At 65.9% G+C, this 24217-nt stretch carries 19 protein-coding genes and 2 pseudogenes; 12 read left to right on the top strand and 9 right to left on the bottom strand.

Translation table 11 applies throughout. The features are described from left to right. Positions 1 to 192: 192 nt before the first annotated feature. The gene (locus LU671_RS09400) at positions 193 to 1104 is read left to right on the top strand and encodes a LysR substrate-binding domain-containing protein (protein ID WP_232855492.1); all 912 of its coding nucleotides are present in this window, start codon (positions 193 to 195) and stop codon (positions 1102 to 1104) included. A 131-nt stretch (positions 1105 to 1235) separates the two neighbouring features. Here the strand turns inward: LU671_RS09400 and LU671_RS09395 are convergent, their stop codons facing one another. From LU671_RS09395 to ycaC, 3 genes are all read right to left on the bottom strand, one after another. Continuing rightward, positions 1236 to 3206 carry an amidohydrolase gene (locus LU671_RS09395; RefSeq protein WP_232855491.1) on the bottom strand — a complete coding sequence of 657 codons (1971 nt, stop codon included), beginning with the start codon at positions 3204 to 3206 and terminating at the stop codon, positions 1236 to 1238. Positions 3207 to 3272: 66 nt separating this feature from the next. After that, the gene (locus LU671_RS09390) at positions 3273 to 3839 is read right to left on the bottom strand and encodes an antibiotic biosynthesis monooxygenase (RefSeq protein WP_203649053.1); all 567 of its coding nucleotides are present in this window, start codon (positions 3837 to 3839) and stop codon (positions 3273 to 3275) included. Positions 3840 to 3956: 117 nt separating this feature from the next. Continuing rightward, positions 3957 to 4586, bottom strand: a complete 630-nt coding sequence (gene ycaC, locus LU671_RS09385; protein WP_110735958.1) for an isochorismate family cysteine hydrolase YcaC — start codon at positions 4584 to 4586, stop codon at positions 3957 to 3959. A gap of 315 nt (positions 4587 to 4901) precedes the next feature. On the opposite strand from ycaC, the gene LU671_RS09380 reads away from it, so the two are divergent. Further along, a complete protein-coding gene (locus tag LU671_RS09380) occupies positions 4902 to 6329 on the top strand; it encodes a mechanosensitive ion channel family protein (protein WP_232855490.1) in 1428 nt (475 codons plus the stop codon). Positions 6330 to 6424: 95 nt separating this feature from the next. Here LU671_RS09380 and amaA read toward each other — a convergent pair whose 3' ends face one another. Together amaA and amaB are read right to left on the bottom strand one after the other, a co-directional pair. After that, positions 6425 to 7711, bottom strand: coding sequence for an L-pipecolate oxidase (amaA, locus tag LU671_RS09375; RefSeq protein WP_232855489.1), 1287 nt, complete (start codon positions 7709 to 7711; stop codon positions 6425 to 6427). 132 nt (positions 7712 to 7843) lie between these two features. Continuing rightward, positions 7844 to 9334 (bottom strand): L-piperidine-6-carboxylate dehydrogenase, encoded by a 1491-nt coding sequence (gene amaB, locus LU671_RS09370; protein WP_332880046.1) that lies wholly within the window; start codon positions 9332 to 9334, stop codon positions 7844 to 7846. Positions 9335 to 9470: 136 nt separating this feature from the next. Here amaB and LU671_RS09365 point away from each other — a divergent pair, with 136 nt between their 5' ends. Together LU671_RS09365 and hglS are read left to right on the top strand one after the other, a co-directional pair. Continuing rightward, positions 9471 to 10361, top strand: coding sequence for a LysR family transcriptional regulator (locus LU671_RS09365; RefSeq protein ID WP_050703230.1), 891 nt, complete (start codon positions 9471 to 9473; stop codon positions 10359 to 10361). A 225-nt stretch (positions 10362 to 10586) separates the two neighbouring features. Next, the gene (hglS, locus tag LU671_RS09360) at positions 10587 to 11972 is read left to right on the top strand and encodes a 2-oxoadipate dioxygenase/decarboxylase HglS (protein ID WP_232855488.1); all 1386 of its coding nucleotides are present in this window, start codon (positions 10587 to 10589) and stop codon (positions 11970 to 11972) included. A gap of 124 nt (positions 11973 to 12096) precedes the next feature. Here the strand turns inward: hglS and LU671_RS29685 are convergent, their stop codons facing one another. From LU671_RS29685 to LU671_RS09350, 3 genes and pseudogenes are all read right to left on the bottom strand, one after another. Further along, positions 12097 to 12828: a methyl-accepting chemotaxis protein gene (locus LU671_RS29685; protein WP_371918076.1), complete on the bottom strand. Its 732-nt coding sequence runs from the start codon at positions 12826 to 12828 to the stop codon at positions 12097 to 12099. Between the two features lie 135 nt (positions 12829 to 12963). Then, a pseudogene (locus LU671_RS29680) lies at positions 12964 to 14085 on the bottom strand (Cache 3/Cache 2 fusion domain-containing protein); the annotation flags it as partial. Positions 14086 to 14365: 280 nt separating this feature from the next. Next, positions 14366 to 15295, bottom strand: a complete 930-nt coding sequence (locus LU671_RS09350; protein WP_232855486.1) for a LysR substrate-binding domain-containing protein — start codon at positions 15293 to 15295, stop codon at positions 14366 to 14368. A 157-nt stretch (positions 15296 to 15452) separates the two neighbouring features. Between LU671_RS09350 and LU671_RS09345 the strand changes: the two genes are divergently transcribed. The 6 genes from LU671_RS09345 (at position 15453) to LU671_RS09320 (ending at position 20973) form a co-directional block, all read left to right on the top strand. Then, positions 15453 to 16841 carry a NorM family multidrug efflux MATE transporter gene (locus tag LU671_RS09345; protein ID WP_232855485.1) on the top strand — a complete coding sequence of 463 codons (1389 nt, stop codon included), beginning with the start codon at positions 15453 to 15455 and terminating at the stop codon, positions 16839 to 16841. 615 nt (positions 16842 to 17456) lie between these two features. Then, positions 17457 to 17669 (top strand): DUF1127 domain-containing protein, encoded by a 213-nt coding sequence (locus LU671_RS09340; RefSeq protein WP_110735977.1) that lies wholly within the window; start codon positions 17457 to 17459, stop codon positions 17667 to 17669. A 296-nt stretch (positions 17670 to 17965) separates the two neighbouring features. Next, on the top strand, positions 17966 to 18283 hold the full coding sequence (locus tag LU671_RS09335) for a DUF2388 domain-containing protein (protein WP_203649074.1): 318 nt from the start codon (positions 17966 to 17968) through the stop codon (positions 18281 to 18283). Positions 18284 to 18367: 84 nt separating this feature from the next. Continuing rightward, a complete protein-coding gene (locus tag LU671_RS09330) occupies positions 18368 to 18661 on the top strand; it encodes a DUF2388 domain-containing protein (protein WP_203649077.1) in 294 nt (97 codons plus the stop codon). 36 nt (positions 18662 to 18697) lie between these two features. Further along, positions 18698 to 19018 carry a DUF2388 domain-containing protein gene (locus LU671_RS09325; protein ID WP_011531558.1) on the top strand — a complete coding sequence of 107 codons (321 nt, stop codon included), beginning with the start codon at positions 18698 to 18700 and terminating at the stop codon, positions 19016 to 19018. Further along, a complete protein-coding gene (locus LU671_RS09320) occupies positions 19015 to 20973 on the top strand; it encodes a DUF7844 domain-containing protein (RefSeq protein WP_232855484.1) in 1959 nt (652 codons plus the stop codon). The genes LU671_RS09325 and LU671_RS09320 overlap by 4 nt, the downstream gene beginning before the upstream one ends. 134 nt (positions 20974 to 21107) lie before the next feature. Here the strand turns inward: LU671_RS09320 and LU671_RS09315 are convergent. Continuing rightward, positions 21108 to 21508: pseudogene (locus LU671_RS09315) on the bottom strand (GFA family protein). Positions 21509 to 21775: 267 nt separating this feature from the next. On the opposite strand from LU671_RS09315, the gene LU671_RS09310 reads away from it, so the two are divergent. Both LU671_RS09310 and LU671_RS09305 read left to right on the top strand, forming a co-directional pair. Further along, on the top strand, positions 21776 to 23083 hold the full coding sequence (locus tag LU671_RS09310; protein WP_203649083.1) for a CitMHS family transporter: 1308 nt from the start codon (positions 21776 to 21778) through the stop codon (positions 23081 to 23083). 72 nt (positions 23084 to 23155) lie between these two features. After that, positions 23156 to 23926: a TerC family protein gene (locus tag LU671_RS09305; protein ID WP_186712185.1), complete on the top strand. Its 771-nt coding sequence runs from the start codon at positions 23156 to 23158 to the stop codon at positions 23924 to 23926. The last annotated feature ends 291 nt before the right edge of the window (positions 23927 to 24217 follow it).

Raw genomic sequence — 24217 nt, 5'->3', positions numbered from 1 at the left:
CATGCGCCAAGGCGGGCAACCATGGCCTGACAGGTTCGGCACGTTGCAACAAATGTAGGAGCGGCCTTGCGTCGCGATGCGCCGCGCGGGCGGCGCTCGATCTCATAGGCGCTACAACTCTATCGCCCTGCACGCCAGCCCCACCACCCGGTAGACTGCGAACCACCCCCTGCCCCGTCGCGGAGACCGCTCTTGGAAGACCTCAACTCCCTCTACTACTTCACCCAGGTGGTCGAGCACGGTGGCTTTGCCCCGGCCGGACGGGCGCTGGACATGCCCAAGTCCAAGCTCAGCCGGCGCATCGCCGACCTGGAGGAGCGCCTCGGTGTGCGCCTGCTGCACCGCACCAGCCGGCACTGCTCGCTGACCGAGATCGGCCAGGCCTACTACAACCGTTGCCTGGCCATGCGCGTGGAAGCCGAGGGTGCCGCCGAGATCATCGAGCGCAACCGCAGCGAACCACGCGGGCTGGTGCGCATCAGCTGCCCGACCACTCTGCTCAACTCCTGGGTCGGACCGATGCTGACCCGCTACATGCTCAAGTATCCGCAGGTGGAGCTGTTCATCGAGAGCACCAACCGCCGCGTCGATCTGCTGCATGAGGGCTTCGACGTGGCGCTGCGGGTGCGTTTTCCGCCGCTGGAGAACACCGATATGGTGATGAAGGTGCTGAGCAACAGCACCCAGTGCCTGGTCGGCCACCCGTCGTTTCTCGAACAGCTAGCGAAAGGCTTTGACCCGCTGCAACTCAGTGAGCTGCCCAGCGTGCATTGGGGTGGCGCCCAGCGTGAATACCAGTGGGAGCTGTTCCAGGGTGAGGACATGAGCCGCAGCCTGGTGATCCCGCACACGCCGCGGATGGTCACCGACGACCTGTTCGCGCTGCGGCATTTCGTGGTGGCGGGCGTGGGGATCGCGCACCTGCCCAGGGTGGCGGTGCGCGAGGACCTGGCGGCGGGGCGGTTGGTAGAGATGCTGCCGGACTGGCATCCGCGTTGCGGCATCGTGCATGCGATCTTCCCGTCGCGGCGCGGGTTGCTGCCGTCGGTGCGGTCGTTGATCGATCATCTGGCGGAGGAATTCGCCATCAGCGACATGGCTTAGATACTGGGGCTGCGTTGCAGCCCTTTCCGGCCGGTCCGACGCCTCGGCAAGGCCGCTCCTACATGGGAATGCGCTCGCCTGTAGGAGCGGCCTTGTGCCGCGAAAGGGCCGCAAAGCGGCCCCTGGCCCACTCAGAAGGCGAAGCAGGAACAACCCAACGCACCCCAGAAGCCCTGGTAATCACTCACCGGAACACTGGAATGCCGCGCCTTCTCATGGCTGTGGGCATGCACCCCGCACGGCCCGACACACTGGTGCAGCGCCGCCGCCATCGGCGCACCGGCGCGCCAGTGCCCCGGCACCTTGGCCACCGGCGACCACTCCGGCAACACCGGCACCTGCGCAGGGCCCAGCTTGTCGAACTCGGCGGCGCCGTACACCACCTTGCCGTCGACGATGGTCAGCACCGACTCGATGCCCTTGATCGCCTCTTCATCAACGCTGAAGAAGTCCAGCGACAGCGCCGCCAGGTCCGCCAGCTGACCGACCTTGATCTGCCCCTTCTTGCCCTGCTCGCTGGAGAACCAGGCGCTGCCATGGGTGAACAGCTGCAGCGCGGTCTCGCGGCTAAGGCCCTCCGGATACAGTTCCAGCCCGCCGACGGTCTTGCCGCTGACCATCCAGTACAGCGAAGTCCACGGGTTGTAGCTGGACACCCGGGTAGCGTCGGTACCCGCCCCCACCGGCACGCCCATGTCGAGCATGCGCTTGATCGGCGGGGTGTGCTCGGCGGCCTTGGCGCCATAACGGTCAACGAAATACTCACCCTGGAAGGCCATGCGGTCCTGGATGGCGATGCCACCGCCCAGTGCCCGGACCCGCTCGATGTTCTGCGGGGTGATGGTTTCGGCATGGTCGAAGAACCACGGCAGGCCATTGAACGGGATGTCGCGGTTGACCTTCTCGAACACGTCGAGCATGCGCGAGATCGACTCGTCGTAGGTGGCGTGCAGGCGGAACGGCCAGCGCTGCTCGACCAGGTGACGCACCACCGGCTCCAGCTCCTGCTCCATGGTCTGCGGCAGGTCCGGACGCGGCTCGAGGAAGTCCTCGAAGTCGGCGGCGGAGAACACCAGCATCTCGCCGGCGCCGTTGTGGCGCAAGAAGTCGTTGCCGTCGCCCGGCTTGACCTTCTGCGTCCAGTTCTTGAAGTCGGCCAGTTCTTCCTTGGGCTTCTGGGTAAACAGGTTGTAGGCGATGCGCACGGTCAGCTGGTCGTTGTTGGCCAGCTCCTGGATCACCTGGTAGTCGTCCGGGTAGTTCTGGTAGCCGCCGCCGGCATCGATGGCGCTGGTCAGACCCAGGCGGTTGAGCTCGCGCATGAACTGGCGGGTGGAGTTGACCTGGTACTCCAGCGGCAGCTTCGGCCCCTTGGCCAGGGTGGCGTAGAGAATGGTGGCGTTGGGCCTGGCGATGAGCATGCCGGTGGGATTGCCGAACTTGTCGCGCTGGATCTCGCCACCCGGGGGATTGGGCGTGTCCTTGCTGTAGCCCACCGCCCTGAGCGCGGCGCGGTTGAGCAGCGCGCGGTCGTAGAGGTGCAGCAGGAACACCGGGGTGTCCGGCGCGGCCTGGTTGATCTCTTCCAGCGTGGGCATGCGTTTCTCGGCGAACTGGAACTCGTTCCAGCCACCGACCACGCGCACCCACTGCGGGGTCGGCGTGCGCTCGGCCTGGTCCTTGAGCATGCGCAGGGCGTCGGCCAGCGACGGCACGCCTTCCCAGCGCAGTTCGAGGTTGTAGTTCAGGCCGCCGCGGATCAGGTGCAGGTGCGAGTCGTTAAGGCCGGGGATCACCGTGCGCTGCTTGAGATCGATGATCTGCGTGGCGGTCCCCTTGTGGGCCATGGCTTCGGCGTCGCTGCCCACGGCGAGGAACTTGCCGTCCTTGATGGCGACGGCGCTGGCGGTGGGCTTCTCGCGGTCAACGGTGTGCAACTTGCCATTGAACAAGATGAGGTCGGCGGTCATGGGATCTCCTGAAAGGGCGGCATGGGCGGAATCGGTGAACGGCAATGCGCTCCACAGCGCGCCGGCGGCACCGAGCACGGTGCTGGTGGCGAGAAACTTGCGGCGGCTCTGGTCGGTAGGGTCCTGGCTCATGGTGCTCTCCGTCCGGGTGGGTGATCGGCAGGCGGTTGAAGGCTAGCAATGGATCACGGCGGGCGCTCAGCGGCGCAACCAGCCGGCGCAGCGGCGGGTCACCCAGGGCATGATGTAGAACACCACGGGCAAGATGACGAACAGGTTGGTGATCAAGTTGCCGGTGATCTGGCCACCCAGCAGCGGATAGCGGGCAAACAGCGGCGCCAGCAGCTGGGGAATGACCAGGGTCATCGGGCAGATCACCAGGTAGGTCAGCAGGGCCTGTTTCCAGCGCGGCGGTTGCGCGGCGCCGACGCTGGGCGGGGTGAACCAGAACTCCGGGTCATCGTGCACCTGGGTCTGGTCGCCGTCTTCCAGCAGTGGCAGCACTTCACTGATCAGCGCCTGACGCTCGGCAGAGTTGACCCAGGCCTGCAGCAGGCCGGCGTCGGCGAAGCGCACCACGGTGGTGAAGTGGCGACCGCCGTCGTCCGGGCGGATGACATTGACGTCCAGATGACCGGGCTGCTGGCGAGCGGTAGTCACGGCGCGCTTGAGCCAGGTTTCGTAGTGCACCAGCGCCTGGGCACGGACCTTGTGCTGGATCACCAGCGTGACGACGCTGCGGTTGCCTTCGGTTGCGGTGTTCATCGCTGACATTCCCTGGAGATGAGCTGGCCTGCATCCACTGTGCAACAGCAGACGAGCGCTGGATTGGATGGGTGTGCTGCCTTGCCTGGCACCTCGCGGTGCCAGGCTGGCGGCGGCTTACTTGCCGGCGGTCAGGGCGTTGTAGCTGGTGATCAGGTTGCGGTAGTCCGGGATGTGGTTGGAGAACAGCGCGGCCAGCCCTTCGACGTCGTTGCGCCAGTCGCGGTGCAGCTCACAGGCGACGCCGAACCAGGTCATCAGTTGCGCGCCGGCCTGGCTCATGCGGTCGTGGGCAGCATCGCGGGTCATTTCGTTGAAGGTGCCGGAAGCATCGGTGACCACGAACACCTCGAACTCTTCTTCCAGGGCCGCCAGCGCCGGGAAGGCCACGCACACTTCGGTCACCACGCCGGCGATGATCAGCTGCTTCTTGCCGGTGGCCTTCACCGCCTTGACGAAGTCTTCGTTGTCCCAGGCGTTGATCTGGCCGGGGCGAGCGATGTACGGGGCATCCGGGAACAGTTCCTTGAGTTCCGGCACCAGCGGGCCGTTGGGGCCTTGCTCGAAGCTGGTGGTGAGGATGGTCGGCAGGTTGAAGTACTTGGCCAGGTCCGCCAGGGCCAGCACGTTGTTCTTGAAGCGGTCCGGCTCGATGTCGCGGACCAGGGACAGCAGGCCGGCCTGGTGGTCGACCAGCAGTACGGCGGCGTCGTCTTTGTTCAGGCGGTTGTATTTGAAGTTGTTCATTGCCGGTGCTCCTTGGGTTTCGATCTTCAGTGGGGTGGGTGTTTCGCGTTGATGGGAGAAGATTAAAACCAGGACCTTTGTGGCGGTAGATAGTGAAATTTGGCTGTAGCGTTCTATTTCATGAACGATTGGGCGTGCTGGCTTCTTCGCGGGTAAACCCGCTCCCACAGGGATCGCACAGGCCTTGAAGGCGGCGAAGAACCTGTGGGAGCGGGTTTACCCGCGAAGAGGCCATCAGCACTATCGCCACCCCATTGCCTGCCACCCCAACCTGCTCTATTACTACCCACAGCCCTCCCCCGCACCGAGACCACCATGCTGGCGTTCATCCAGTCATACCCGCTGTTGCTCGGCACCTTGCTGATCCTGCTCGACCTGCTGCTGTGGCAGCTGATTCCGCTGCACCACCGGGCCTGGCGCATCGCCACGCGGCTGGTGTGCTTCCTGGTGTTCAGCACGGTGCTAATGACGGCGGGCATGAGCCCGCTGCAACCGCCGCCCTGGGCCGACGATGTGCCGCGCAACCTGATGGCCACGGTGCTGGCGATCGGCTGGTGGCTGTTCGGCGCACGCACGGTGACGGTGGTGTTCGGCCTGTTGCTGGTGGCACGCGGCAGCCACGGCGGGCGCCTGCTGCAGGATGTGGTCGGGGCGCTGATCTTCCTGGTCGCGGCGGTGGCGGCGGCGGCCTATGTGATGCAATTGCCGGTCAAGGGCCTGCTGGCGACCTCCGGGGTGATGGCCATCGTCATCGGCCTGGCGTTGCAGAGCACCCTGGCCGACGTGTTCTCCGGCATCGTGCTGAACACCACGCGGCCCTACCAGATCGGCGACGCGATCTCGATCGACGGCACCGAGGGCAAGGTGGTCGACATCGACTGGCGCGCCACCCGCCTGATCACCGGCAACAGCAGCCTGGCGGTGATCCCCAACTCGGTGGCGGCCAAGGCCAAGATCCTCAATTTCAGCCGCCCGGCCGAAGTGCATGGGGTGTCGATCAGCGTGGTGGTGCCAGCCAAGGTGCGTCCGCAGCGGGTGTTCGATGCGCTGGAAAAGACCCTGCAGGGCACCAGCATCCTGCTCGACAAGCCGGCGCCCAAGGTCACGGTGAAGGCTTCGAGCCTGGAGTCAGTGGAGTACGAAGCCAGTGGTTTCATCGCCGAGATGTCACGCAAGACCGAGGTGCGCAACCAGCTGTTCGACCTGGCCCACCGCCACCTGGAAGCCAGCGGCGTGACCTGGAATACCGAGCTCGGCGCCCCCGTGCGCAGCCGCCAGCGCGAGCTGCTGGAGGAGGTGCGGGTGTTCCGCTCACTGAGCAACGAAGAGCGCGATGCCCTGAGCCAGCGCATGACCACGGTGGAGTACCTGGCCGACCAGGTCATCCTCGGCATCGGCGAGCGCTCGGAGCATGTGCTGCTGATCAGCCGTGGCGTGGTGCTGGCCTCGGTGCGCGACGGCGAGCGGTTGATCGAAGGCGGGCGCATGGGACCTGGGGAGGTGCTGGGGCTGGAGGGGCTGGTGGACGACGAGGCGTCTCCGGTCGAGTTCCGCGCCCTGAGCAGCTGCATGCTCTATCGCATCGACAAGGAACAGGTACGCGGTTGCCTGACCGAGAGCGGGGATGTGAAGTCGGCGCTGACCAAGCTGCAGCGGTTCCGCCGACAGAAGCGCGAGTCACTGCTGCTGCAGAAGCCGGCGGTGGTGAAGAAAGGTGGGTTCCTGAGTTGGTTGCATAAATGAGCCTATCGCGGGGCAAGCCCGCTCCCACGTTCCTGGCTGCCCCAAGGGTTATCCAGCCTGTACAGCGTGGGAGCGGGCTTGCCCCGCGATAGCGATTACAACACCACCCGCAGACACTGCCCCGCGTGATACAGCGAGAACCCCGACTCGTAGAACGCCGTGCGCAGCGACGGCGCGCTCACCGGCCTCATCGGCGAGAACGGAATCGGCAGGCTGTCCGGATCATCCTTGAGCAGAAACTCGGCAAACGCCCGGCCGATCACCGTGCCGGTGGTGTTGCCGCGCCCGTTGTAGCCGGTCACCGCCACCAGCCCCGGCGCCGGTTCGAACAGGCGCATCAGGTGGTCCGGGGTGAAGTCGATGCAACCGGTCCAGTGCATCTCCCACTCGACCTTGCCCAGCGCCGGGTAGTAGTGGCTCTGGATACGGTCGGCCCAGCTGCGCACGAACCACGCCGGCTTGTTGTCGACCCGGCCGAGGCTGCCGAGCAGCAGGCGGCCCTGGTCGTCGCGGCGGATGCTGCTGAGCACGGTGCGGGTGTCCCACGAGCCCTGGCCATGGGGCAGGACCTTGTCGGCGGCGGCGCCGTGCAGGGGCTTGGAGGCGACCTGGTAGTAATAGCCGCGGAAGAAGTGCTTCTGCAGGTTGCTCCAGTCGCCTTCGGTGTAGGCGCCAGTGGAAATCACCACCTTGTCGGCGCGCACCGCGCCGCGCGCAGTCTTCACTCGCCAGGCATCGCCGTCGCGCTCCAGCCCTTCGACCGAGGACTGCTGGAACAGCTTGCCGCCCAGCCGGTTCACGGCGGCGGCCAGGCCTTGTGTATAGCCCATGGGGTTGATGGTGCCAGCGCGGCGGTCGAGCAGCGCGGCGGAAATCTTGTCGGTACCGCAGTATTCCTGGCATTGCGCGCCGGTCAGCAGCTCGACGTCGGCGCCGCGCCGGGTCCATTGCTGGTGGCGGGCCTCGAGGTCGGCGATGCCGGTGGCGTTGTGCGCCATGTGCAGGGTGCCCTGGTGCCGGGCCTGGCAGTCGATCCCCAACCGCTCGATCATGGCGAACACTTCACCCGGGGCCTCGCCGAGCACCTTGTTCAGGCGGCTGCCCTGCTTGTGGCCGAGGGTGGCCTCGACGTCGTCGGGGCGGATCCAGGTGCCGGCGTTGACCAGGCCGACGTTGCGCCCCGAGCCGCCGTGGCCGATCTTCCAGGCCTCCAGCAGGATCACCGACTTGCCCTGCTCCAGCAGGTGGATCGCCGCAGACAGGCCGGTGATGCCGCCGCCGATCACACAGACATCGGCCTTGTGCTCGCCGGCCAGGGCATGAGCGGCGACGGTCGGCTGGGTGACGTGTTCCCACAGGCATTCTTGACGCAGTTCGGACATGGCCCGGCTCCAGCGATATTATTCTTGTTGCAGTTGAAAGCAGCGTGAAGCGGCCTTCGTGGGAGCGGGCTTGCCCCGCGATGGCGTCGTCTGATCGTACGCTATCGCGGGGCAAGCCCGCTCCCACGAGGTTCAATCGAAGACGATGCCCTGCGCCAGCGGCAACTCACGCGAATAGTTCACGGTATTGGTCTGCCGGCGCATGTAACCCTTCCAGGCATCCGACCCGGACTCACGCCCGCCCCCGGTCTCTTTCTCACCCCCGAACGCCCCGCCGATCTCCGCCCCGCTGGTGCCAATGTTGACGTTGGCGATGCCGCAATCGCTGCCCGAAGCGCTCTGGAAGCGCTCGGCCTCGCGAATGTCGGTGGTGAAGATGCACGACGACAGGCCTTGCGGCACCTCGTTGTTCAGGCGCAGGGCCTCTTCGAAGTCGTCGTAGGCCAGCACGTAGAGGATCGGTGCGAAGGTCTCGTGGCGAACCACGTCGCTCTGGGCCGGCATCTCGGCAATGGCCGGCGACACGTAGTAGGCGTTCGGATACTGCTCGGCCAGCTGGCGCTCGCCACCGAACACCTGGCCGCCCTCGTCGCGGGCCTTGGCCAGCGCGCCCTGCATGGCATCGAACGACTGCTTGTCGATCAGCGGGCCGACCAGGTTGTCCTTGCGCGGGTCGCCGATGCGCACCTTGCCGTAGGCGGCTTTGACCCGGGCGACCACTTCGTCCTTGATTGAACGGTGGACGATCAGGCGGCGCAGGGTGGTGCAGCGCTGGCCGGCGGTGCCGACCGCCGAGAACAGGATGCCGCGCACGGCCAGGTCGAGGTCGGCACTCGGGGCCAGGATCATGGCGTTGTTGCCGCCCAGCTCGAGAATGCTGCGCCCGAATCGCGCGGCGACACGCGGGCCGACTTCACGGCCCATGCGGGTGCTGCCGGTGGCGCTGACCAGCGGCACGCGTGAGTCGTCGACCAGTGCTTCGCCTGCTTCGCGGCCACCGATCACCAGTTGCGCCAGGCCAGCCGGCGCATCGCCGAAGGCTTTCACGGCCTTGTCGAACAGTGCCTGGCAGGCCAGGGCGGTCAGCGGAGTCTTCTCGGACGGTTTCCACACCACGGCGTTACCGGCCACCAGCGCCAGCGCGGTGTTCCACGCCCATACCGCCACCGGGAAGTTGAAGGCGCTGATCACCCCCACTACACCCAGCGGGTGCCAGGTTTCACGCATGTGGTGGCCCGGGCGCTCGGAGGCGATGGTCAGGCCGTACAGCTGGCGCGACAGGCCGACGGCGAAGTCGCAGATGTCGATCATTTCCTGCACTTCGCCCAGGCCTTCCTGGGTGATCTTGCCGGCTTCGATGGAGACCAGCTCGCCGAGGTCGGCCTTGTGCTCGCGAAGCACCTCGCCAAACAGGCGCACCAGCTCGCCACGACGCGGGGCCGGCACGCTGCGCCAGGTTTCGAAGGCCTGTTGCGCCTGGTCGATGCGGGCAATGGTGTCGGCCTTGCCGAGCAGTTTCACCGAGGCGATGCGGCTGCCGTCGATCGGGGTGTGAACAGGGTAGTCACCCTGGGTGTGAGCCGCGGCGGCAACGCCAAGACGCTCGAGCAATGCAGCAACCATTGTGCTTCTCCTTTCATCGGGTGAAGGGGTGGAAAAGGATGTGGGTCAGTATTAATCCGATTACACAGGTGCAACAAACGACCTTTATTCCGCATATCATTCCGCCAGGTAATGATTTCAGCCGCCGAGACCGCTTATGTCCAAACGCCTGGTTCCGTCCATGACCGCCCTGCAGTGCTTCGAGGCCGCAGCCCGCCACCTGAGCTTCACCCGTGCCGCCGAGGAGCTGCACCTGACCCAGAGCGCGGTGAGCAAGCAGGTGGCGCAGCTCGAGGAGATGCTGCGCCACCACCTGTTCCTGCGCATCCGCCGACGCCTGCAACTGACCCCCGCCGGCAGCCTGTACCTGGCCGAGGTGAACAAGATCCTCACCCAGGTGGACATGTCCAGCCGCTATGTCCTGAGCTATGGCTCGCAGACCGAAGTATTGAAGGTAGCCACTCAACCGAGTTTCGGCGTGCGCTGGCTGATTCCGCACCTAAAAGGCTTCGGCAAGCGCCACCCGAACATCCACCTGGATATCCGCAACGAAATGGAGCCGTTCGCCCTGCTGCAGGGGTCGGCCGACGTGGTGTTCTTCTATGGCCAGGGTACCTGGCCCGGGGCGACCTGCGTCGAGCTGTTCGGCGAAGAGGTGGTGCCGGTGTGCGCGCCGGAGCTGTTGCAAGGGCGCACACTGCCTGACGCGGGTGCGGTGGCGGAGCTGGTATTGCTGCAGAGCACCTCGCGCCCGGAGGCCTGGCACGCGTGGTTCCTGGAGCAAGGGCTGCACACCGACAACAGCTACCACGGGCCGCGCTTCGACACCTTCTACATGGCCTTGAGCGCGGCGCAGGCTGGGTGCGGGGTGGCGCTGGTGCCGCGTTACCTGGTGGCCCGGGAGCTGGCCGAGGGCAGCCTGGTGCTGGCCTGGGACCATGCAATGAAGAGCAATGGCGCGCATTACCTGGCGTATGCCGAGCATGCGGCGGAGGTGCCGAAGGTGCGGGCGTTGGTGGAGTGGGTTCGGGAACAACTGCAGGCTTGAGATCGCCGGGGCCGCTTTGCGGCCCTTTCGCGGCACAAGGCCGCTCCTACATGGGAACGCGCTCGCCTGTAGGAGCGGCCTTGTGCCGCGAAAGGGCTGCAAAGCAGCCCCATGGCCCTCAAGGTCGATCAAAAAAGGAATGAAACCCGCACTTTTTTTCGCTTGTACGCCGGCTCCATTCCCAGTTTTCATGTAAGTGTCCTCCACTCACCCAGGAAGCTTGCGATGCCCGCCCATGATTTCGTCAGCCCCGACAGCATCCGCGCGCAGTTCTCTGCCGCCATGTCGCTCATGTACAAGCAGGAAGTCCCCCTGTACGGCACGCTGCTCGAGCTGGTGAGTGAGACCAACCAGCAGGTCATGGCCGCACAGCCCAAGGTGGCCGAGGCCTTGCGCTGGACCGGCGAGATCGAACGCCTCGACCAGGAGCGCCACGGCGCCATCCGCGTGGGCACCGCCGAGGAACTGGCCACCATCGCCCGCCTGTTCGCGGTGATGGGCATGCAGCCGGTCGGCTACTACGACCTGAGCTCGGCTGGCGTACCGGTGCACTCCACCGCATTTCGCGCCGTGCACGAACAGTCGCTGCACATCAGCCCGTTCCGCGTGTTCACCTCGCTGCTGCGCCTGGAGCTGATCGACAACCCGCAACTGCGCGCACTGGCCCAGGGCATCCTGGAGAAACGGCAGATCTTCACCCCCCGCGTACTCGAACTGATCGCCCAATGCGAACGCGACGGCGGCCTGGGCGCGAGCGATGCCGAGACCTTCGTCCAGGAGGCGCTGCACACCTTCCGCTGGCACCAGGACGCCACGGTCAGCGCCGAGCAGTACCAACAGTTGCACGACCAGCACCGGCTGATTGCCGACGTAGTGGCATTCAAAGGCCCGCATATCAACCACCTGACCCCGCGCACCCTGGACATCGACGCGATCCAGCTCGGCATGCCGGCCAAGGGCATCCCGCCCAAAGCCGTGATCGAAGGGCCGCCCACCCGGCGCCAGCCGATCCTGCTGCGCCAGACCAGCTTCAAGGCCCTGCAGGAAAAGGTCGCCTTCAGCGATGCCCAGGGCAGCCACACGGCGCGCTTCGGCGAGATCGAACAGCGCGGCGCGGCGCTGACGCCCAAGGGGCGCCAGCTGTACGACCGTCTTCTGGATGCGACCCGCGCAGCCCTGGGCGGCGCGCCGGCGGAGGCCAATGCCGAGCGATACAGGGCGCTGCTTGCGGAGCACTTCGCCGCGTTTCCGGATGACCTGGCGCAGATGCGCGAGCAGGGGCTGGCGTACTTCCGCTACTTCGCCACCGAGAAAGGCCTGGCCGAGCGTGGGCAACAGGATCGCCCGACCACCCTGCAGGGGTTGATCGACGCCGGGCACGTGCATTTCGAGGCGCTGGTGTACGAGGATTTCCTGCCGGTGAGCGCGGCGGGGATCTTCCAGTCCAACCTGGGGGATGATGGGCAGGCCGACTATGGCAGCAACGCCAACCGCGAGGCCTTCGAGCAGGCGCTGGGGTTGCAGGTGCAGGATGAGCTGGCGCTGTATGCGCAGAGCGAGCGCAGGTCGTTGCAGGCGTGTGCGCAGGCGTTGGGTCTGGGGACTCTGTAGGGTTTGAAACTGCTGGGGCCGCTTCGCGGCCCTTTCGCGGCACAAGGCCGCTCCTACATGGGAACGTGCTCGCCTTTAGGAGCGGCCTTGTGCCGCGAACGGGCTGCAAGGCAGCCCCAGTGCACTACCGGTGGGTACGGAACCGATCCACTTCCTGGCGCAACTGCCCCGCCAGCCCTTCCAGCTCGCGGGCCGTCATGGCCAGTTCATTGGCCACATCACGCTGCTCGCTATTGGCCTGGGCGATGCTCTGCAGGTTGCGGCTGAGCACCGTCGCGGTGCTGCTCTGCTCCTGGGTCGCGGTGCTGATCACGGCGAACTGCTCGCCCGCCACCCTGCTCTGCTCGTCGATCCGGGCCAGGGCCTCGGCCACTTTGTCATTGCGCGCCAGGCCTTCCTGCATCAGCTGGTTGCCCTGCTCCAGGGTGCTGATGGCATGGCCGGTCTGCTGCTGGATGCTGGCGATCATGCCCGAGATCTCGTCGGTGGCCTGGCGGGTACGCGCGGCCAGGCCACGGACCTCGTCGGCAACCACGGCGAATCCACGGCCCTGCTCGCCGGCACGCGCCGCCTCGATGGCAGCGTTCAGCGCCAGCAGGTTGGTCTGCTCGGCGATCGAGGTGATCACCCCGACAATCCCGCCGATCTCCTGCGAGCGGGCGCCCAGGGTGTCCATTACACTGGCGGTTCCGCCCAAGGCCTCGGCGATCTGCCGCAGGGAAACCGAGGCTTCGTCCATGGCACTGCGGCCGATACGGGTCTGCTGGGCATTGTCGCGGGCCATGCGCTCGGTGCCGGCCATGTTGTCGGCGATGTTCATCGAGGTGGCGCTGAACTCTTCCACCGCGCCGGCCATGCTGGTGATCTCGCCGGACTGCTGGTCCATGCCCTCGCAGGCGCCGGACGACAGGCCCGACAGCGAACGGGCGCGGCCACTGACCTGGTCTGAGGCGGTGCGGATATGCTCGACCATGGTCGCCAGCGCCTCGCCCATCTGGTTGAAACTGCGGGCCAGCTGGCCGATTTCATCCTGGCTGGTGACGCTCAGCCGGGCATTCAGGTCGCCGGCGCCGAGGGCTTCGGCCTGGCGCACCAGGTCGCCCAGCGGGCGCAGCTTGCGCCGCAGCAGCCAGAGGGTGGCGGCCACGGCCAGCAGCATCGCCAGCACGCTGCCGATGGCCAGGCGCAGGCCGACGCTCCAGGTCACTTCGCGGATCTCGCCCTCGGGCATGCTTGCCACCACGGTCCACGGGCCTTCGGCGAACGGCTCGGTGACGCTGAACAACGGCTCGCCGGCACCAGCCCAGAACTGCCCTACTCCCGGCTTGATCGGCTTGATCGCCTTGACCGCCTGGGCCGCCGCCTCGCCATCACGCACCTCGGCCGGCGGCACCAGCCACTTGCCCTGCTCGTCCAGCAACGCCAGCGAACCGGTCTGGCCGATGCGGAAGCGCTTGAGGTTGGCGAACTGGGCGTTCTGCGCGTCGGTGTAGTCGAAACCGACGAACAGCACCGCGATCACCCTGCCACCGCCGTCACGCACCGGCACATAGCGGGTCATGTAGTTGCGCTCGAACAGCACGGCGCGGCCGACGTAGGTCTGCCCGGCCATCAGCTTGGCGTAGGCCGGATGCTGGCGATCGAGCTGGGTGCCGATGGCGCGGCTGCCGTCCTGCTTGGTCAGGCTGGTGCTGATGCGCACGAAGTCGTCGCCGCTGCGCACGAACAGGGTCGCCACCCCGGCGGTCATCTGCTGGAACTCGTCGACCTGGCGGAAATCGTTGTTCAGCAGGTGGTCGCCCAGGTACAGCGCCGGTGTCGCGGCACCGGCGACGTTGACCGTCTCACCGGCGCGCAACGCCAGCCCCGAGGCGAATCGGCGCTCGAACAGGCCGCTCAGGCGCTGGGTGTTGTCCTTGAGCGAGCCGTGGAAGGTGTCGAGCTGGTCGGCCAGCAGGCGCGCCTCGCTGGCCAGGTGCGCCTGGCGGGTGGTGAGGTTGGCGTCGTCCAGCGAACGCAGGGCGAACAGGGTACTGCCGGTGATCACCAGCGCCAGCACGATGGCGAGGGCAATCCCGAGCTGCGAGGCGATTCGGGCACGCGGTTGAGACATGGCAAGGCTCCTGGCAAGAGGCCGGGATCGTCCTGATCACGCTGACCGCCCGCTGCATATCGACGGGGAATCGCGTCCTCTTCCGGGACGCTGGTGCAAGTTGATCGGCGTCTGTAGGAAATACTTGAGTGCCGGACCGGGATATTCGCAAACGTTTTCTTGCGACAGGGCCCTGTCGCTCTGCTTAGGTGATTACCCAGCGCTTTGGGTTGCACTGTCGCCCGGGGAACAGAGTTGCAGGCATCATCAGCGTGGGAGCGGGCTTGCCCCGCGATGGTCCTCAGCCTTGCGCCGACAGCACCTGCACCGCCGGCAGGTCCATCGCCGCCGCCTCCTCCTGCAGGAATACACTCAACCTGCGCAACCGCTCCCCGCCCGGCCGGGTCCGCGGCCACACCAGGTAGTAGTCCATGCCACTGGCCACCGCGGTCGGCCAGGGCAGGCTCAGCCGGCGCTGGGCCACGTCCTCGGCCACCATCAGCAGGTCGCCCATGGAGATCCCATAGCCCCGTGCCGCGGCGATCATGCCCAACTCCAGGGTGTCGAACACCTGCCCGCCCTTGAGCGAGACTTTGTCGGTCAGCCCCATGCGCGCCAGCCAGGCACGCCAGTCGCGCTTGTCCGGCGTGGGGTGCAGCAGTTCGATGCCCGCCAGGCGCCGCTCGTCCCAAGGCGCGTCGTCGAGCAGGTCCGGCGCGCCCACCGGGATCAGCAACTCGGAGAACAACCGGCGCACCTCCCAGTCCGCCGGGAAGCTGCCATCGCTGAGCAGCACCGCGCAGTCGAATGGCTCCTGGTTGAAGTCGACATGATCGACATCCATCCAGGCGCTGGTCAGCTGCACCTCGTTGCCCGGCTGCAGGTGGCGAAAACGGCTCAGGCGCGCCAGCAGCCAGCGCATGGTCAGGGTCGAGGGCGCCTTCATGCGCAGGATGTCGTCCTCGCCGCGCAAGGCGTCGCAGGCCCGCTCCAACGAGGCGAAGCCGTCGCGCACTCCCGGCAGCAGCATGCGTGCGGCCTCGGTCAGTTGCAGGCTGCGCCCGCTGCGCACGAACAGGCGGCAGGCGAAATGCTCCTCGAGGGTGCGGATATGCCGGCTGACCGCGCTCTGGGTGATCGACAGTTCTTCCCCGGCACGGGTAAAAGAGCTCAGCCGGGCGGCGGCTTCGAATGCGCGCAGCGCATAGAGCGGAGGCAGTTGGCGGGTCATGGCGCACCTGTCAGGCGGGGCGTAGGTCGGATGCACAGGATCATACATGCATGAGTCATACTCATGTCAGTGATCGCATTTATCCTTTTGTGCAAAGCTGACCGAGGCCTCAGAATCGACGGCTCGCTTCCCCGAATCATCCAGAAGGACCGCCCCCATGCATGTTGCGCCCACCACTGAACTCAAGGCTTTGCTGCGCCTGGCCGGGCCGCTGATCGCCTCGCAGTTGGCGCACATGCTGATGGTGCTCACCGACACCCTGATGATGGCCCGCATCAGTCCCCAGGCCCTGGCCGGTGGCGGCCTGGGCGCGGCGAGCTACTCGTTCGTGTCGATCTTCTGCCTGGGCGTGATCGCCGCGGTCGGCACGCTGGTGGCGATCCGCAAGGGCGCCAACGACACCGAGGGCGTCACCCGTTTGGCCCAGAGCGGCCTGTGGCTGGCCTGGGGCCTGGCGCTGGTCTCGGCGCTGGTGATGTGGAACCTCAAGCCGGTGCTGCTGCTGTTCGGCCAGAAGCCGGAGAACGTCGATTCTGCGATGCAGCTGCTCACCCTGCTGCCGCTCGCCCTCCCCGGCTACATGACCTTCATGGCCCTGCGCGGCTTCACCAGCGCCCTGGGCCACTCGACCCCGGTGATGGTCATCAGCCTGGTGGGCACGGTGGCCAACTACCTGCTCAACCATGCGCTGATCGAGGGCATGTTCGGCCTGCCCAAGCTCGGGCTGATGGGTATCGGCCTGGTCACCGCGGTGGTGACCCTGGGCATGGCCATCGCCCTCGCGCTTTATATTCGCTGGCACAAGGCCTATGCCGCCTACCCGCTGCGCAAGGGCCTGTCGCGCCCTTCCCTGCCGGCGCTGCGCGAGTTGTGGCGACTGGGGCTGCCGATCGGCGGCACCTATATGGTCGAAGTGGGCCTGTTCGCCTTCGCCGCCCTGTGCATGGGCGTGCTGGGCAGCACGGAACTGGCGGCGCACCAGATCGCCCTGCAGATCGTCTCGACCGCGTTCATGGTACCGACCGGCCTTTCTTATGCGGTGACCATGCGCGTCGGTCTCTACTATGGTGCCGGCAACCTGTTGGCGGCGCGCAGCGCCGGGCGCGTGGGGATCAGTTTCGGCGCCTCGCTGATGTTCGCCTTCGCCGCACTGTTCTGGTTGCTGCCGGACGCCCTGGTCGGGCTGTTCATCGACCGTAACGACCCGGCCTTCGCGGCGATCTTCATGCTGGCGGTACAGTTGGTGATGGTGGCGGCGTGGTTCGAGCTGTTCGACGGCGTGCAGACCATCGCCATGGGTTCTATCCGTGGCTTGAAGGACGCCAAGACCACGTTCCTGATCGGCCTGGTGTGCTACTGGCTGGTGGGCGCGCCGAGCGCGTGGCTGTTTGCTTTCAACCTCGGCGGCGGCGCGCAGGGTATCTGGTGGGGGCTGGCACTGGGCCTGGCCTGCGCGGCGGTGGCGCTGACGTTTGGCTTTGAGTGGCGGATGAAGCGGTTGCTGGGCAAGGCCGAGCGGGCGCGGGGGGCGGCGGTGTCGGCGTGAGGGGTTTGGGGATCGCGTAATGGCGGACAGGTGCCTGGCGATGGTCTTGCAGCGCCCTTGAGACCGAGCGCCGCCCGCGCGGCGCATCGCGGGACAAGCCCGCTCCTACATTTATTGCAACGTGCCTAACCTGTCAGGCCATGGTTGCCCGCCTTGGTGCATGTCTTGAGGCAGGTGAAGCGGCAGTGGTGTCCACATTGAAATTGCGTCGTAAAAACAAGGCGGACCAGGTAATGGCACAGGATTGACTGGCCCGAAACAGATGTAGGAGCGGCCTTGTGCCGCGATGCGCCGCGCGGGCGGCGCTCGATTTCATAGGCGCTGCAACTCTGTCGTCGAACACTTTCAAGCCAAAACATATCTAAAACTGTACTACTGTACCGCCAAAAACATCACTCCCTGCTTACCATTTCCCCACCAACACCACAAAATCGCACCAAACCAGTGCGCACCAGTACAGTTCCCTCAATAACCAGTGCAACAGTCCCTTCCAACAGTTAACTGCCCCCTCACAATACACCTGAACTGTACCTACTGTTCTGGACGAGAGAAGAGGAAGATGGGCACCAGTTAAATCACTCCCTAATGCCGCCACAAGCGGAAGGATGACACATCATGGAACGTACCCTCAGTTCCGGTCTGGTTTTCGAAAACGCCCAAGCTTCCAACGCCGCCCTGCCGCTGCGCGTCCTGTCCACCCTGGTACTGTGGCAGCGCCGCATGGCCAGCCGCCGCCAGCTGGCGCGCCTGGACTCCCGCCTGTTGGCCGACGCCGGCATCAGCGAGTCGCAGCGCTACGAAGAGCTGAGCAAGCCTTTCTGGCGCTAAGCGCCGGCCGCCGGCCCAGGCCGGCACCGCGAATTCACAAGAACCCGTTGCAGGAAACTGCGACGGGTTTTTTGTTTTAAGCCCGGGCTAGAGCGGCCGCACAACAGAACAACACAGTTTTAATAAATGACAAATGGACAGGTACAGTTACGATTTGTGATCTTTTCTCGAACCAAACGCCCGAACCAGCGCGTGTTACGCTTGTCCTACACGCCTGGCAGAGAAAAGTACCGTGACGAGCCAAGCGAGCGTCCGATAAGCAGAACTATCCAGACCCAGTGCAGGAGTCCCCGACCATGTCCCGTTATCACCTGTTTGGCGCCGCCTTGCTGCTGTCGCTCGCCGGCGCAGCCAATGCCACCAGCTTCGTCGTCACCACCGACGCCGTGGTGGGCGCGGTAGCCGCCTCCACCGACGCCACCTCCGACATCTCCTCCTCGTTCCGCGACGACAAGATCGTCAAGGCCGCCCGTGACGATGCCGCCAGCTTCGTCGGCAGCGACGGTGCCATCCGCGGCGCCAAGCTGGAGAGCGCGTTCGTGCACATTCGCCAGCAACTGCCGGAGCTGCAGGCCAGCGACGCGCAGCTGGCCCGCGCCATCCTCGCCATCTGAGCCCCGCACTGCCCGGATTCACTGGCCCGGCCAGTGGATCCGGGGTAGCCTTCGCAGCCCGAGACCATCGCCGCCAGACCGCCCATGCGTTACCTGTTGCCTTCACTGTTCGCCCTGGCCTGCATCAGCAGCGCCCAAGCCATGGATACCACTACCCAGAGCCTGGTCATCAGCGGCTACGTCACCAGCCAGGTCAGCGCCGCGCCGTTCGACCGCAAGCTGGTCGCCGCCGCCCGTGACGACGCCGCCGCGTTCGTCGCCAGCGACGGCCGGATCCGTGGCGCGCGCCTGCAGGCGGCGCTGGACATGCTGCACCAGAACGTCGCCCGGCACTCTGTCGGCGACCGTGAACTGGCCGAAGCGATTCTCGTCCAATAACTACATTCGACTCCCCTGTATTTCCGGAGATGCTCCATGCGTAAACCGCTGATCGCCGCCACCCTCGGCATGCTGCTGCTCGCCGACCTGGCCCAGGCCCACACCCTGGTGGCCACCAGCAACATCATCGTCCGCGCCTTCGGCCGTTCGATCGATTTCACCTCCGATACCACCACCTCGATCCGCGACTCGAAAGTGGTGCGTGAAGCCCACGACGACGCCGCCAGCTTCGTCGCCAGCAACGGCGACATCCGCGGCGCCCAGCTCGAAGCCGCCTTCGACACCCTGCGTGCCCGTGTTCCCGAGGCCCGTGACGCCAGCGACCAGGTGCTGGCCGAAGCCATCCTCGCCCTGTGAAACGCGTGCGTGCCTGGCTGCTGGGCTGCGCCCTGACGCTGCTCGGCACGCCCGCCCTGGCCGACCTGCAGCTGGTGCTGCAGCGCGACGGCCTCGACCCTGCGCAACAGCAGGCGACCCAGACGTTGCTCGACGAAGCCATGGCCAAGCTGCCACCGCGCTTCAAGCAACAACTGGACCGGCAGATCCTGGTCGGCTGGACCGAGCGCATGCCCGAGGACGCCTACGGCCAGGCCTCCCCGGTGGCCAGCCTGGACCTCAACCGGCGCCTGCTGCCGGGCCTGGTCGACGGCAGCGCCGCCCGCGAGAAGACCAACCGTCCCCACGGCACGGTCCGCGAAGAGCTGCTGGCCACCGTGCTCCACGAACTCACCCATATCTATGACCGCGCGCGTCTGTGGCCAGACGCCGAGCGCCAGCTGATCAGCCGCTGCAAGCGCCAGCAGGGCGCCCTGGGCAAAGTCGGGCTGCCGCAGGACTGCCGTGGCCAGGCCGAACGCCGCTTTACCCTGAGCGACGACCCGCGCCTGCTGGACCTGGCCGGCTGGCCGCAGTACGTCGGCCGGCGCGGCGAGCGCGAACAGCACAACGGCCAGCTGGTGCGCAGCCCGGATCCCTACGAGCTGAGCAGCCCGAAGGAGTTCATCGCGGTCAACATGGAGTACTTCCTCCTCGACCCGAGCTACGGCTGCCGTCGCCCGGCGCTCAACCAGTACCTGCGCGACCACTTCGGCTGGGCGCCGCAACAGGATGCCTGCGCCAAGGGCCTGCCGTTCCTCAACGCTGGCAACGACTTCGCCCGCCAGCCATTGGGCGAGATCGACCCGGAGCGGGTCTACGAGGTGGACTACCTGCTGGCCGAGGCCAACCAGAACTGGGTCAGCCGCTGGGGCCACAGCATGCTGCGCCTGGTGATCTGCGCCCCGGGCCGCCCGCGCGGGCCGGCCTGCCGCCTGGACCTGGACCAGAGCCTGGTGCTGTCGTACCGCGCCTTCGTCAACGACGTGCAGCTGTCCAGCTGGGACGGCCTGACCGGCGCCTATCCCTCGCGGCTGTTCGTGCTACCGCTGGGGCAGGTGATCGACGAATACACCAAGACCGAGCTGCGCAGCCTGGCCTCGGTGCCGCTCAAGCTCAGCCGTGGCGAGATCGAGAACCTGGTGCGCCAGGCCGCCGAGATGCACTGGAGCTACGACGGCAACTACTACTTCCTGTCCAACAACTGCGCGGTGGAGTCGCTCAAGCTGCTGCGCAGCGGTACCGGCAACCCGCGCCTGAACGACCTCGACAGCATCATGCCCAACGGCTTGCTGGAGGTGCTGAAGGGTAGGGGACTGGCCGATACCCACGTGCTCGACGACCCCCGCGAGGCCCTGCGCCTGGGTTATCGCTTCGACTCTTATCGCGACCGCTACCAGGCGATGTTCGAGGTGCTGCGCAAGCAGTTGCCGATCAAGCAGACGAGCGTGGAAGACTGGCTGGCGTTGGACGCCGAGCAGCGCCGCCAATGGTTCGACCGCGCCGACCTGCGTACCAGCGCGGCCTTGCTACTGCTTGAGCAGGCCGGCCTGCGCCGCCAGCTGCTGCTGGCCCAGGACGAGGTCAAGCAGCGTTACCTGAACGGCCGGGCGCTCAAGGACGGCAGCTTCGACAAGGCCAACGAAACCTTGCAGGCGATGCTGGCCAACAGCGGCTTCTTAAGTCGCCCGGCGGAGTTGCTGGGGGCAGGGGGCTACGGCCTGCCGCAGCCCGCGGAGCGCAAGCAACTGGAACAGGTGAGCAGCGAGCGCCAGGCGCAGCTGTTGCGCCTGAGCACCGACCTGGACCAGCAGGTGAGGGCGCTGCTGGGGCCGGAGCGGGGCAGGGAGATCAAGGCCGTGGAGGCCAATATCAAGCAGGTGGGCGAGCATCTGCGGGCGTTGCACAAGGCGGCTGGGGGGTTGCAGCTGCCCTAGCGCATGGCAAGTCAGCCGCCATCGCGGGGCAAGCCCGCTCCCACGACAATTCATGATGGCCTTTGTGGGAGAGGGCCTTCCCGGCGATGGCTCATGGTTTCTTCGTGGGAGCGGGCTTGCCCCGCGATAAAGGCCTAGAGCCTTTCCTCGTCCTCCTCCGGCAACCCTTGATCCACCTGCAACCACGGCAGCCGACTCCCCACCCAGATATGCCGATTGGCCGGCACCCGCTCGGGATGATCCAGCGTCGCCACCGTCACATCGATCGTTTCAGGGCTATGCGCGGTCACCAGCGCCACATGCGCCCCACAGTTGCCACAGAAATACCGGCTGCAGCTCTGCGGCGCCATGTAGCGCTGGGGCGAGCCCGCCAGCCACTGGAAACCCGCGAGGGGCAGGGTGACCCAGGTCACCAGCGTGCCGCCGCTGACTCGCCGGCAGATCGAGCAATGGCAATGGGCGACATCGCCAGATCGGCCTGCAGCCGGTAGCGCAACGCCCCGCAATGACACCCGCCGTCCACGACATCCACCATCGAACGACCTCCCGTCGCCTGACTGCAGGCGAAAGCTGGCTGAAAGCTTGCCCACATAGGATAGCGCCACCACCGGCAGCAGACCGGTCAGCCAGGGCACCCGGAAACTTCCGCGCCCGGCCCAATCAACAACAACAATGGTGATTCTGATGTTTTCCTGTGCCCGCCTTTTCGCAGTACCCCTCCGCCTGCTCCCCGCGCAGCGCCTGACGCGCTGATCCGCCCGAATCGTCCTTCCTTTCGCCGCGCCACGCCTGGAGTACCGCCATGCTGACCTTCCTCGGCTTCGCCATGGTCATCACCTTCATGTACCTGATCATGACCAAGCGCCTGTCGGCCTTGATCGCGCTGATCCTGGTACCGATCCTGTTCGCCCTGTTCGGTGGTTTTTCCGCCAAGATCGGCCCGATGATGCTCGAAGGCATCAGCAAGCTCGCGCCCACCGGCGTGATGCTGATGTTCGCCATTCTCTACTTCGCCCTGATGATCGACTCCGGCCTGTTCGACCCGGCCGTGCGCAAGATCCTCAAGCTGGTCAAGGGCGACCCGCTGAAAGTCTCGGTCGGCACCGCGGTGCTGGCCCTGGTGGTGTCCCTCGACGGTGACGGCGCCACCACCTACATGATCTGCTGCGCCGCCATGCTGCCACTGTACAGCCGTCTGGGGATGAGCCCGCGAATCATGGCCGGCCTGATCATCCTCGCCGGCGGGGTGATGAACATGACCCCGTGGGGCGGCCCCACCGCCCGTGCCGCCAGCGCCCTGCACGTGGACCCGTCGGACATATTCGTGCCGATGATCCCGGCCATGGCCTTCGGCGTGGCGGCGATCCTGGCCATCGCCTACTGGTACGGCAAGCGCGAGCGTGCCCGCCTGGGCGAGCTGCATCTGCCGACTGACGACATCGACCACAGCGAGATCAGCGTGTCGCAGTTCCCCGAAGCACGTCGGCCGAAACTGATCTGGTTCAACGGCGCCCTGACCGCGGCACTGATGGTCGCGCTGATTGCCGGCCTGCTGCCGCTGCCGGTGCTGTTCATGATCGCCTTCAGTATCGCCATGATCGTCAACTACCCGTGCCTGCAGCAGCAGAAGGACCGTATCGCCGCCCACGCCTCCAGCGTGCTGGCCGTGAGCGGGCTGATCTTCGCCGCAGGCATCTTCACCGGCATCCTGTCGGGCACCGGCATGGTCGACGCGATGTCCAAGAGCCTGCTGGCGGTGATTCCGGAAGCGTTCGGCCCGTACATGGCGGTGATCACCGCGATCGTCAGCATGCCGTTCACCTTCTTCATGTCCAACGACGCCTTCTACTACGGCGTGCTGCCGGTACTGTCGGAATTCGCCAGCCACTACGGCGTCACCCCGGTTGAGATGGCCCGCGCGTCGATCGTCGGACAGCCGGTACACCTGCTCAGCCCGCTGGTACCCTCCACCTACCTGCTGGTGGCCCTGGCCGGCATCGAGTTCGGCGATCACCAGCGCTTCACCCTCAAGTGGGCAGTGCTGGTGTGCCTGTGCATAATGTTCGGCGCGCTGGCCCTGGGGACTTTCCCGCTGTTCAGCAGTCTGTAACACAAGCGCATCATCCAACCGCAAAGCGCCCACCATTTGGGCGCTTTGCCTTTACTGCTCGAAGGAATACACATGGAATGGCTGACCAGCCCGGAAATCTGGGTTGCCTTTTTAACCCTCACGGCCCTTGAGATCGTGCTCGGGATCGACAACATCATCATGATCTCGATCCTGGTCAGCCGCATGCCCAAGCACATGCAGCCGCGCACGCGGATCTTCGGCCTGGCCCTGGCCATGGTCACGCGGATCATGCTGCTGCTGTCGATCACCTGGGTCATGCGCCTGACCGACGACCTGTTCCATGTGCTCGGCCAGGGCATCTCCGGGCGCGACCTGATCCTGTTCTTCGGCGGCCTGTTCCTGCTGTGGAAAAGCTCCCAGGAGATCTACCACGGCCTGGAAGGCGAGGACGAGAGCGCGGACGAGCCGAAAGGCGCGGGCGGCAAGTTCTTCTACACCATCATCCAGATCGCCATCATCGACATCGTGTTCTCCCTGGACTCGGTGATCACTGCGGTGGGCATGGTCTCCCACGTGCCGGTGATGATCGCCGCGATCATCGTCGCGGTGCTGGTGATGATGCTCTGCGCCGGCACTATCAGCGACTTCATCGACAAGCACCCATCGCTGAAGATGCTCGCGCTTTCGTTCCTGATCGTCGTCGGTACCGTGCTGATCGCCGAATCTTTCGATGTTCACGTGCCGAAGGGCTATGTCTACTTCGCCATGGCCTTCTCGCTGGCGGTTGAAGCGATCAACATCCGCATGCGCACGGCGCTGGCGCGCAAGAAGGGCAAGGAGCACGATCCGGTGAAACTGCGCAAGGACATTCCGGGTCAGTAAGACCTGGAAGCGCAGAAAGACAAAGGGCCCTTCGGGGCCCTTTTTCGCATCCACGCCCCCTGTAGGAGCGGCCTTGTGTCGCGAAAGGACCGCAGAGCGGTCCCGACAATCTTGCATGATGCCAAGATCCTGGGGCCGCTGCGCGCCCCTTTCGCGACACAAGGCCGCTCCTACAGGCCACTCGTGTTTCAAATATATTTCAGCCATGCCAAGCTGGCGCCAGCCAGGCAAAACAACTAAAGCTTCAGTGAGCACTGAAAAAACCAGCCCACCCCCGGGCCAGGCTCACCG

The sequence above is a fragment of the Pseudomonas sp. NMI760_13 genome, assembly GCF_021283245.1.
Lineage (GTDB): Bacteria > Pseudomonadota > Gammaproteobacteria > Pseudomonadales > Pseudomonadaceae > Aquipseudomonas > Aquipseudomonas peradeniyensis.
Note: the sequence above shows the minus strand (reverse complement) of the source record. Positions and strands in the feature narration are given on the sequence as shown.

What these genes read in the sequence shown, in the direction of transcription:
- LU671_RS29685 (WP_371918076.1), bottom strand. Translation starts at nt 12,828, where the DNA reads ATGGCCGGCGCGGTGGAAGAGTTCAGCGCCACCTCGATGAACATCGCC.
- LU671_RS09380 (WP_232855490.1), top strand. Translation starts at nt 4,902, where the DNA reads ATGCTGGCGTTCATCCAGTCATACCCGCTGTTGCTCGGCACCTTGCTG.
- amaA (WP_232855489.1), bottom strand. Translation starts at nt 7,711, where the DNA reads ATGTCCGAACTGCGTCAAGAATGCCTGTGGGAACACGTCACCCAGCCG.
- LU671_RS09335 (WP_203649074.1), top strand. Translation starts at nt 17,966, where the DNA reads ATGTCCCGTTATCACCTGTTTGGCGCCGCCTTGCTGCTGTCGCTCGCC.
- LU671_RS09350 (WP_232855486.1), bottom strand. Translation starts at nt 15,295, where the DNA reads ATGACCCGCCAACTGCCTCCGCTCTATGCGCTGCGCGCATTCGAAGCC.
- LU671_RS09310 (WP_203649083.1), top strand. Translation starts at nt 21,776, where the DNA reads ATGCTGACCTTCCTCGGCTTCGCCATGGTCATCACCTTCATGTACCTG.
- LU671_RS09305 (WP_186712185.1), top strand. Translation starts at nt 23,156, where the DNA reads ATGGAATGGCTGACCAGCCCGGAAATCTGGGTTGCCTTTTTAACCCTC.
- LU671_RS09390 (WP_203649053.1), bottom strand. Translation starts at nt 3,839, where the DNA reads ATGAACACCGCAACCGAAGGCAACCGCAGCGTCGTCACGCTGGTGATC.
- LU671_RS09325 (WP_011531558.1), top strand. Translation starts at nt 18,698, where the DNA reads ATGCGTAAACCGCTGATCGCCGCCACCCTCGGCATGCTGCTGCTCGCC.
- LU671_RS09365 (WP_050703230.1), top strand. Translation starts at nt 9,471, where the DNA reads ATGTCCAAACGCCTGGTTCCGTCCATGACCGCCCTGCAGTGCTTCGAG.
- LU671_RS09345 (WP_232855485.1), top strand. Translation starts at nt 15,453, where the DNA reads ATGCATGTTGCGCCCACCACTGAACTCAAGGCTTTGCTGCGCCTGGCC.
- LU671_RS09395 (WP_232855491.1), bottom strand. Translation starts at nt 3,206, where the DNA reads ATGAGCCAGGACCCTACCGACCAGAGCCGCCGCAAGTTTCTCGCCACC.
- LU671_RS09330 (WP_203649077.1), top strand. Translation starts at nt 18,368, where the DNA reads ATGCGTTACCTGTTGCCTTCACTGTTCGCCCTGGCCTGCATCAGCAGC.
- LU671_RS09340 (WP_110735977.1), top strand. Translation starts at nt 17,457, where the DNA reads ATGGAACGTACCCTCAGTTCCGGTCTGGTTTTCGAAAACGCCCAAGCT.
- amaB (WP_332880046.1), bottom strand. Translation starts at nt 9,334, where the DNA reads ATGGTTGCTGCATTGCTCGAGCGTCTTGGCGTTGCCGCCGCGGCTCAC.
- ycaC (WP_110735958.1), bottom strand. Translation starts at nt 4,586, where the DNA reads ATGAACAACTTCAAATACAACCGCCTGAACAAAGACGACGCCGCCGTA.
- hglS (WP_232855488.1), top strand. Translation starts at nt 10,587, where the DNA reads ATGCCCGCCCATGATTTCGTCAGCCCCGACAGCATCCGCGCGCAGTTC.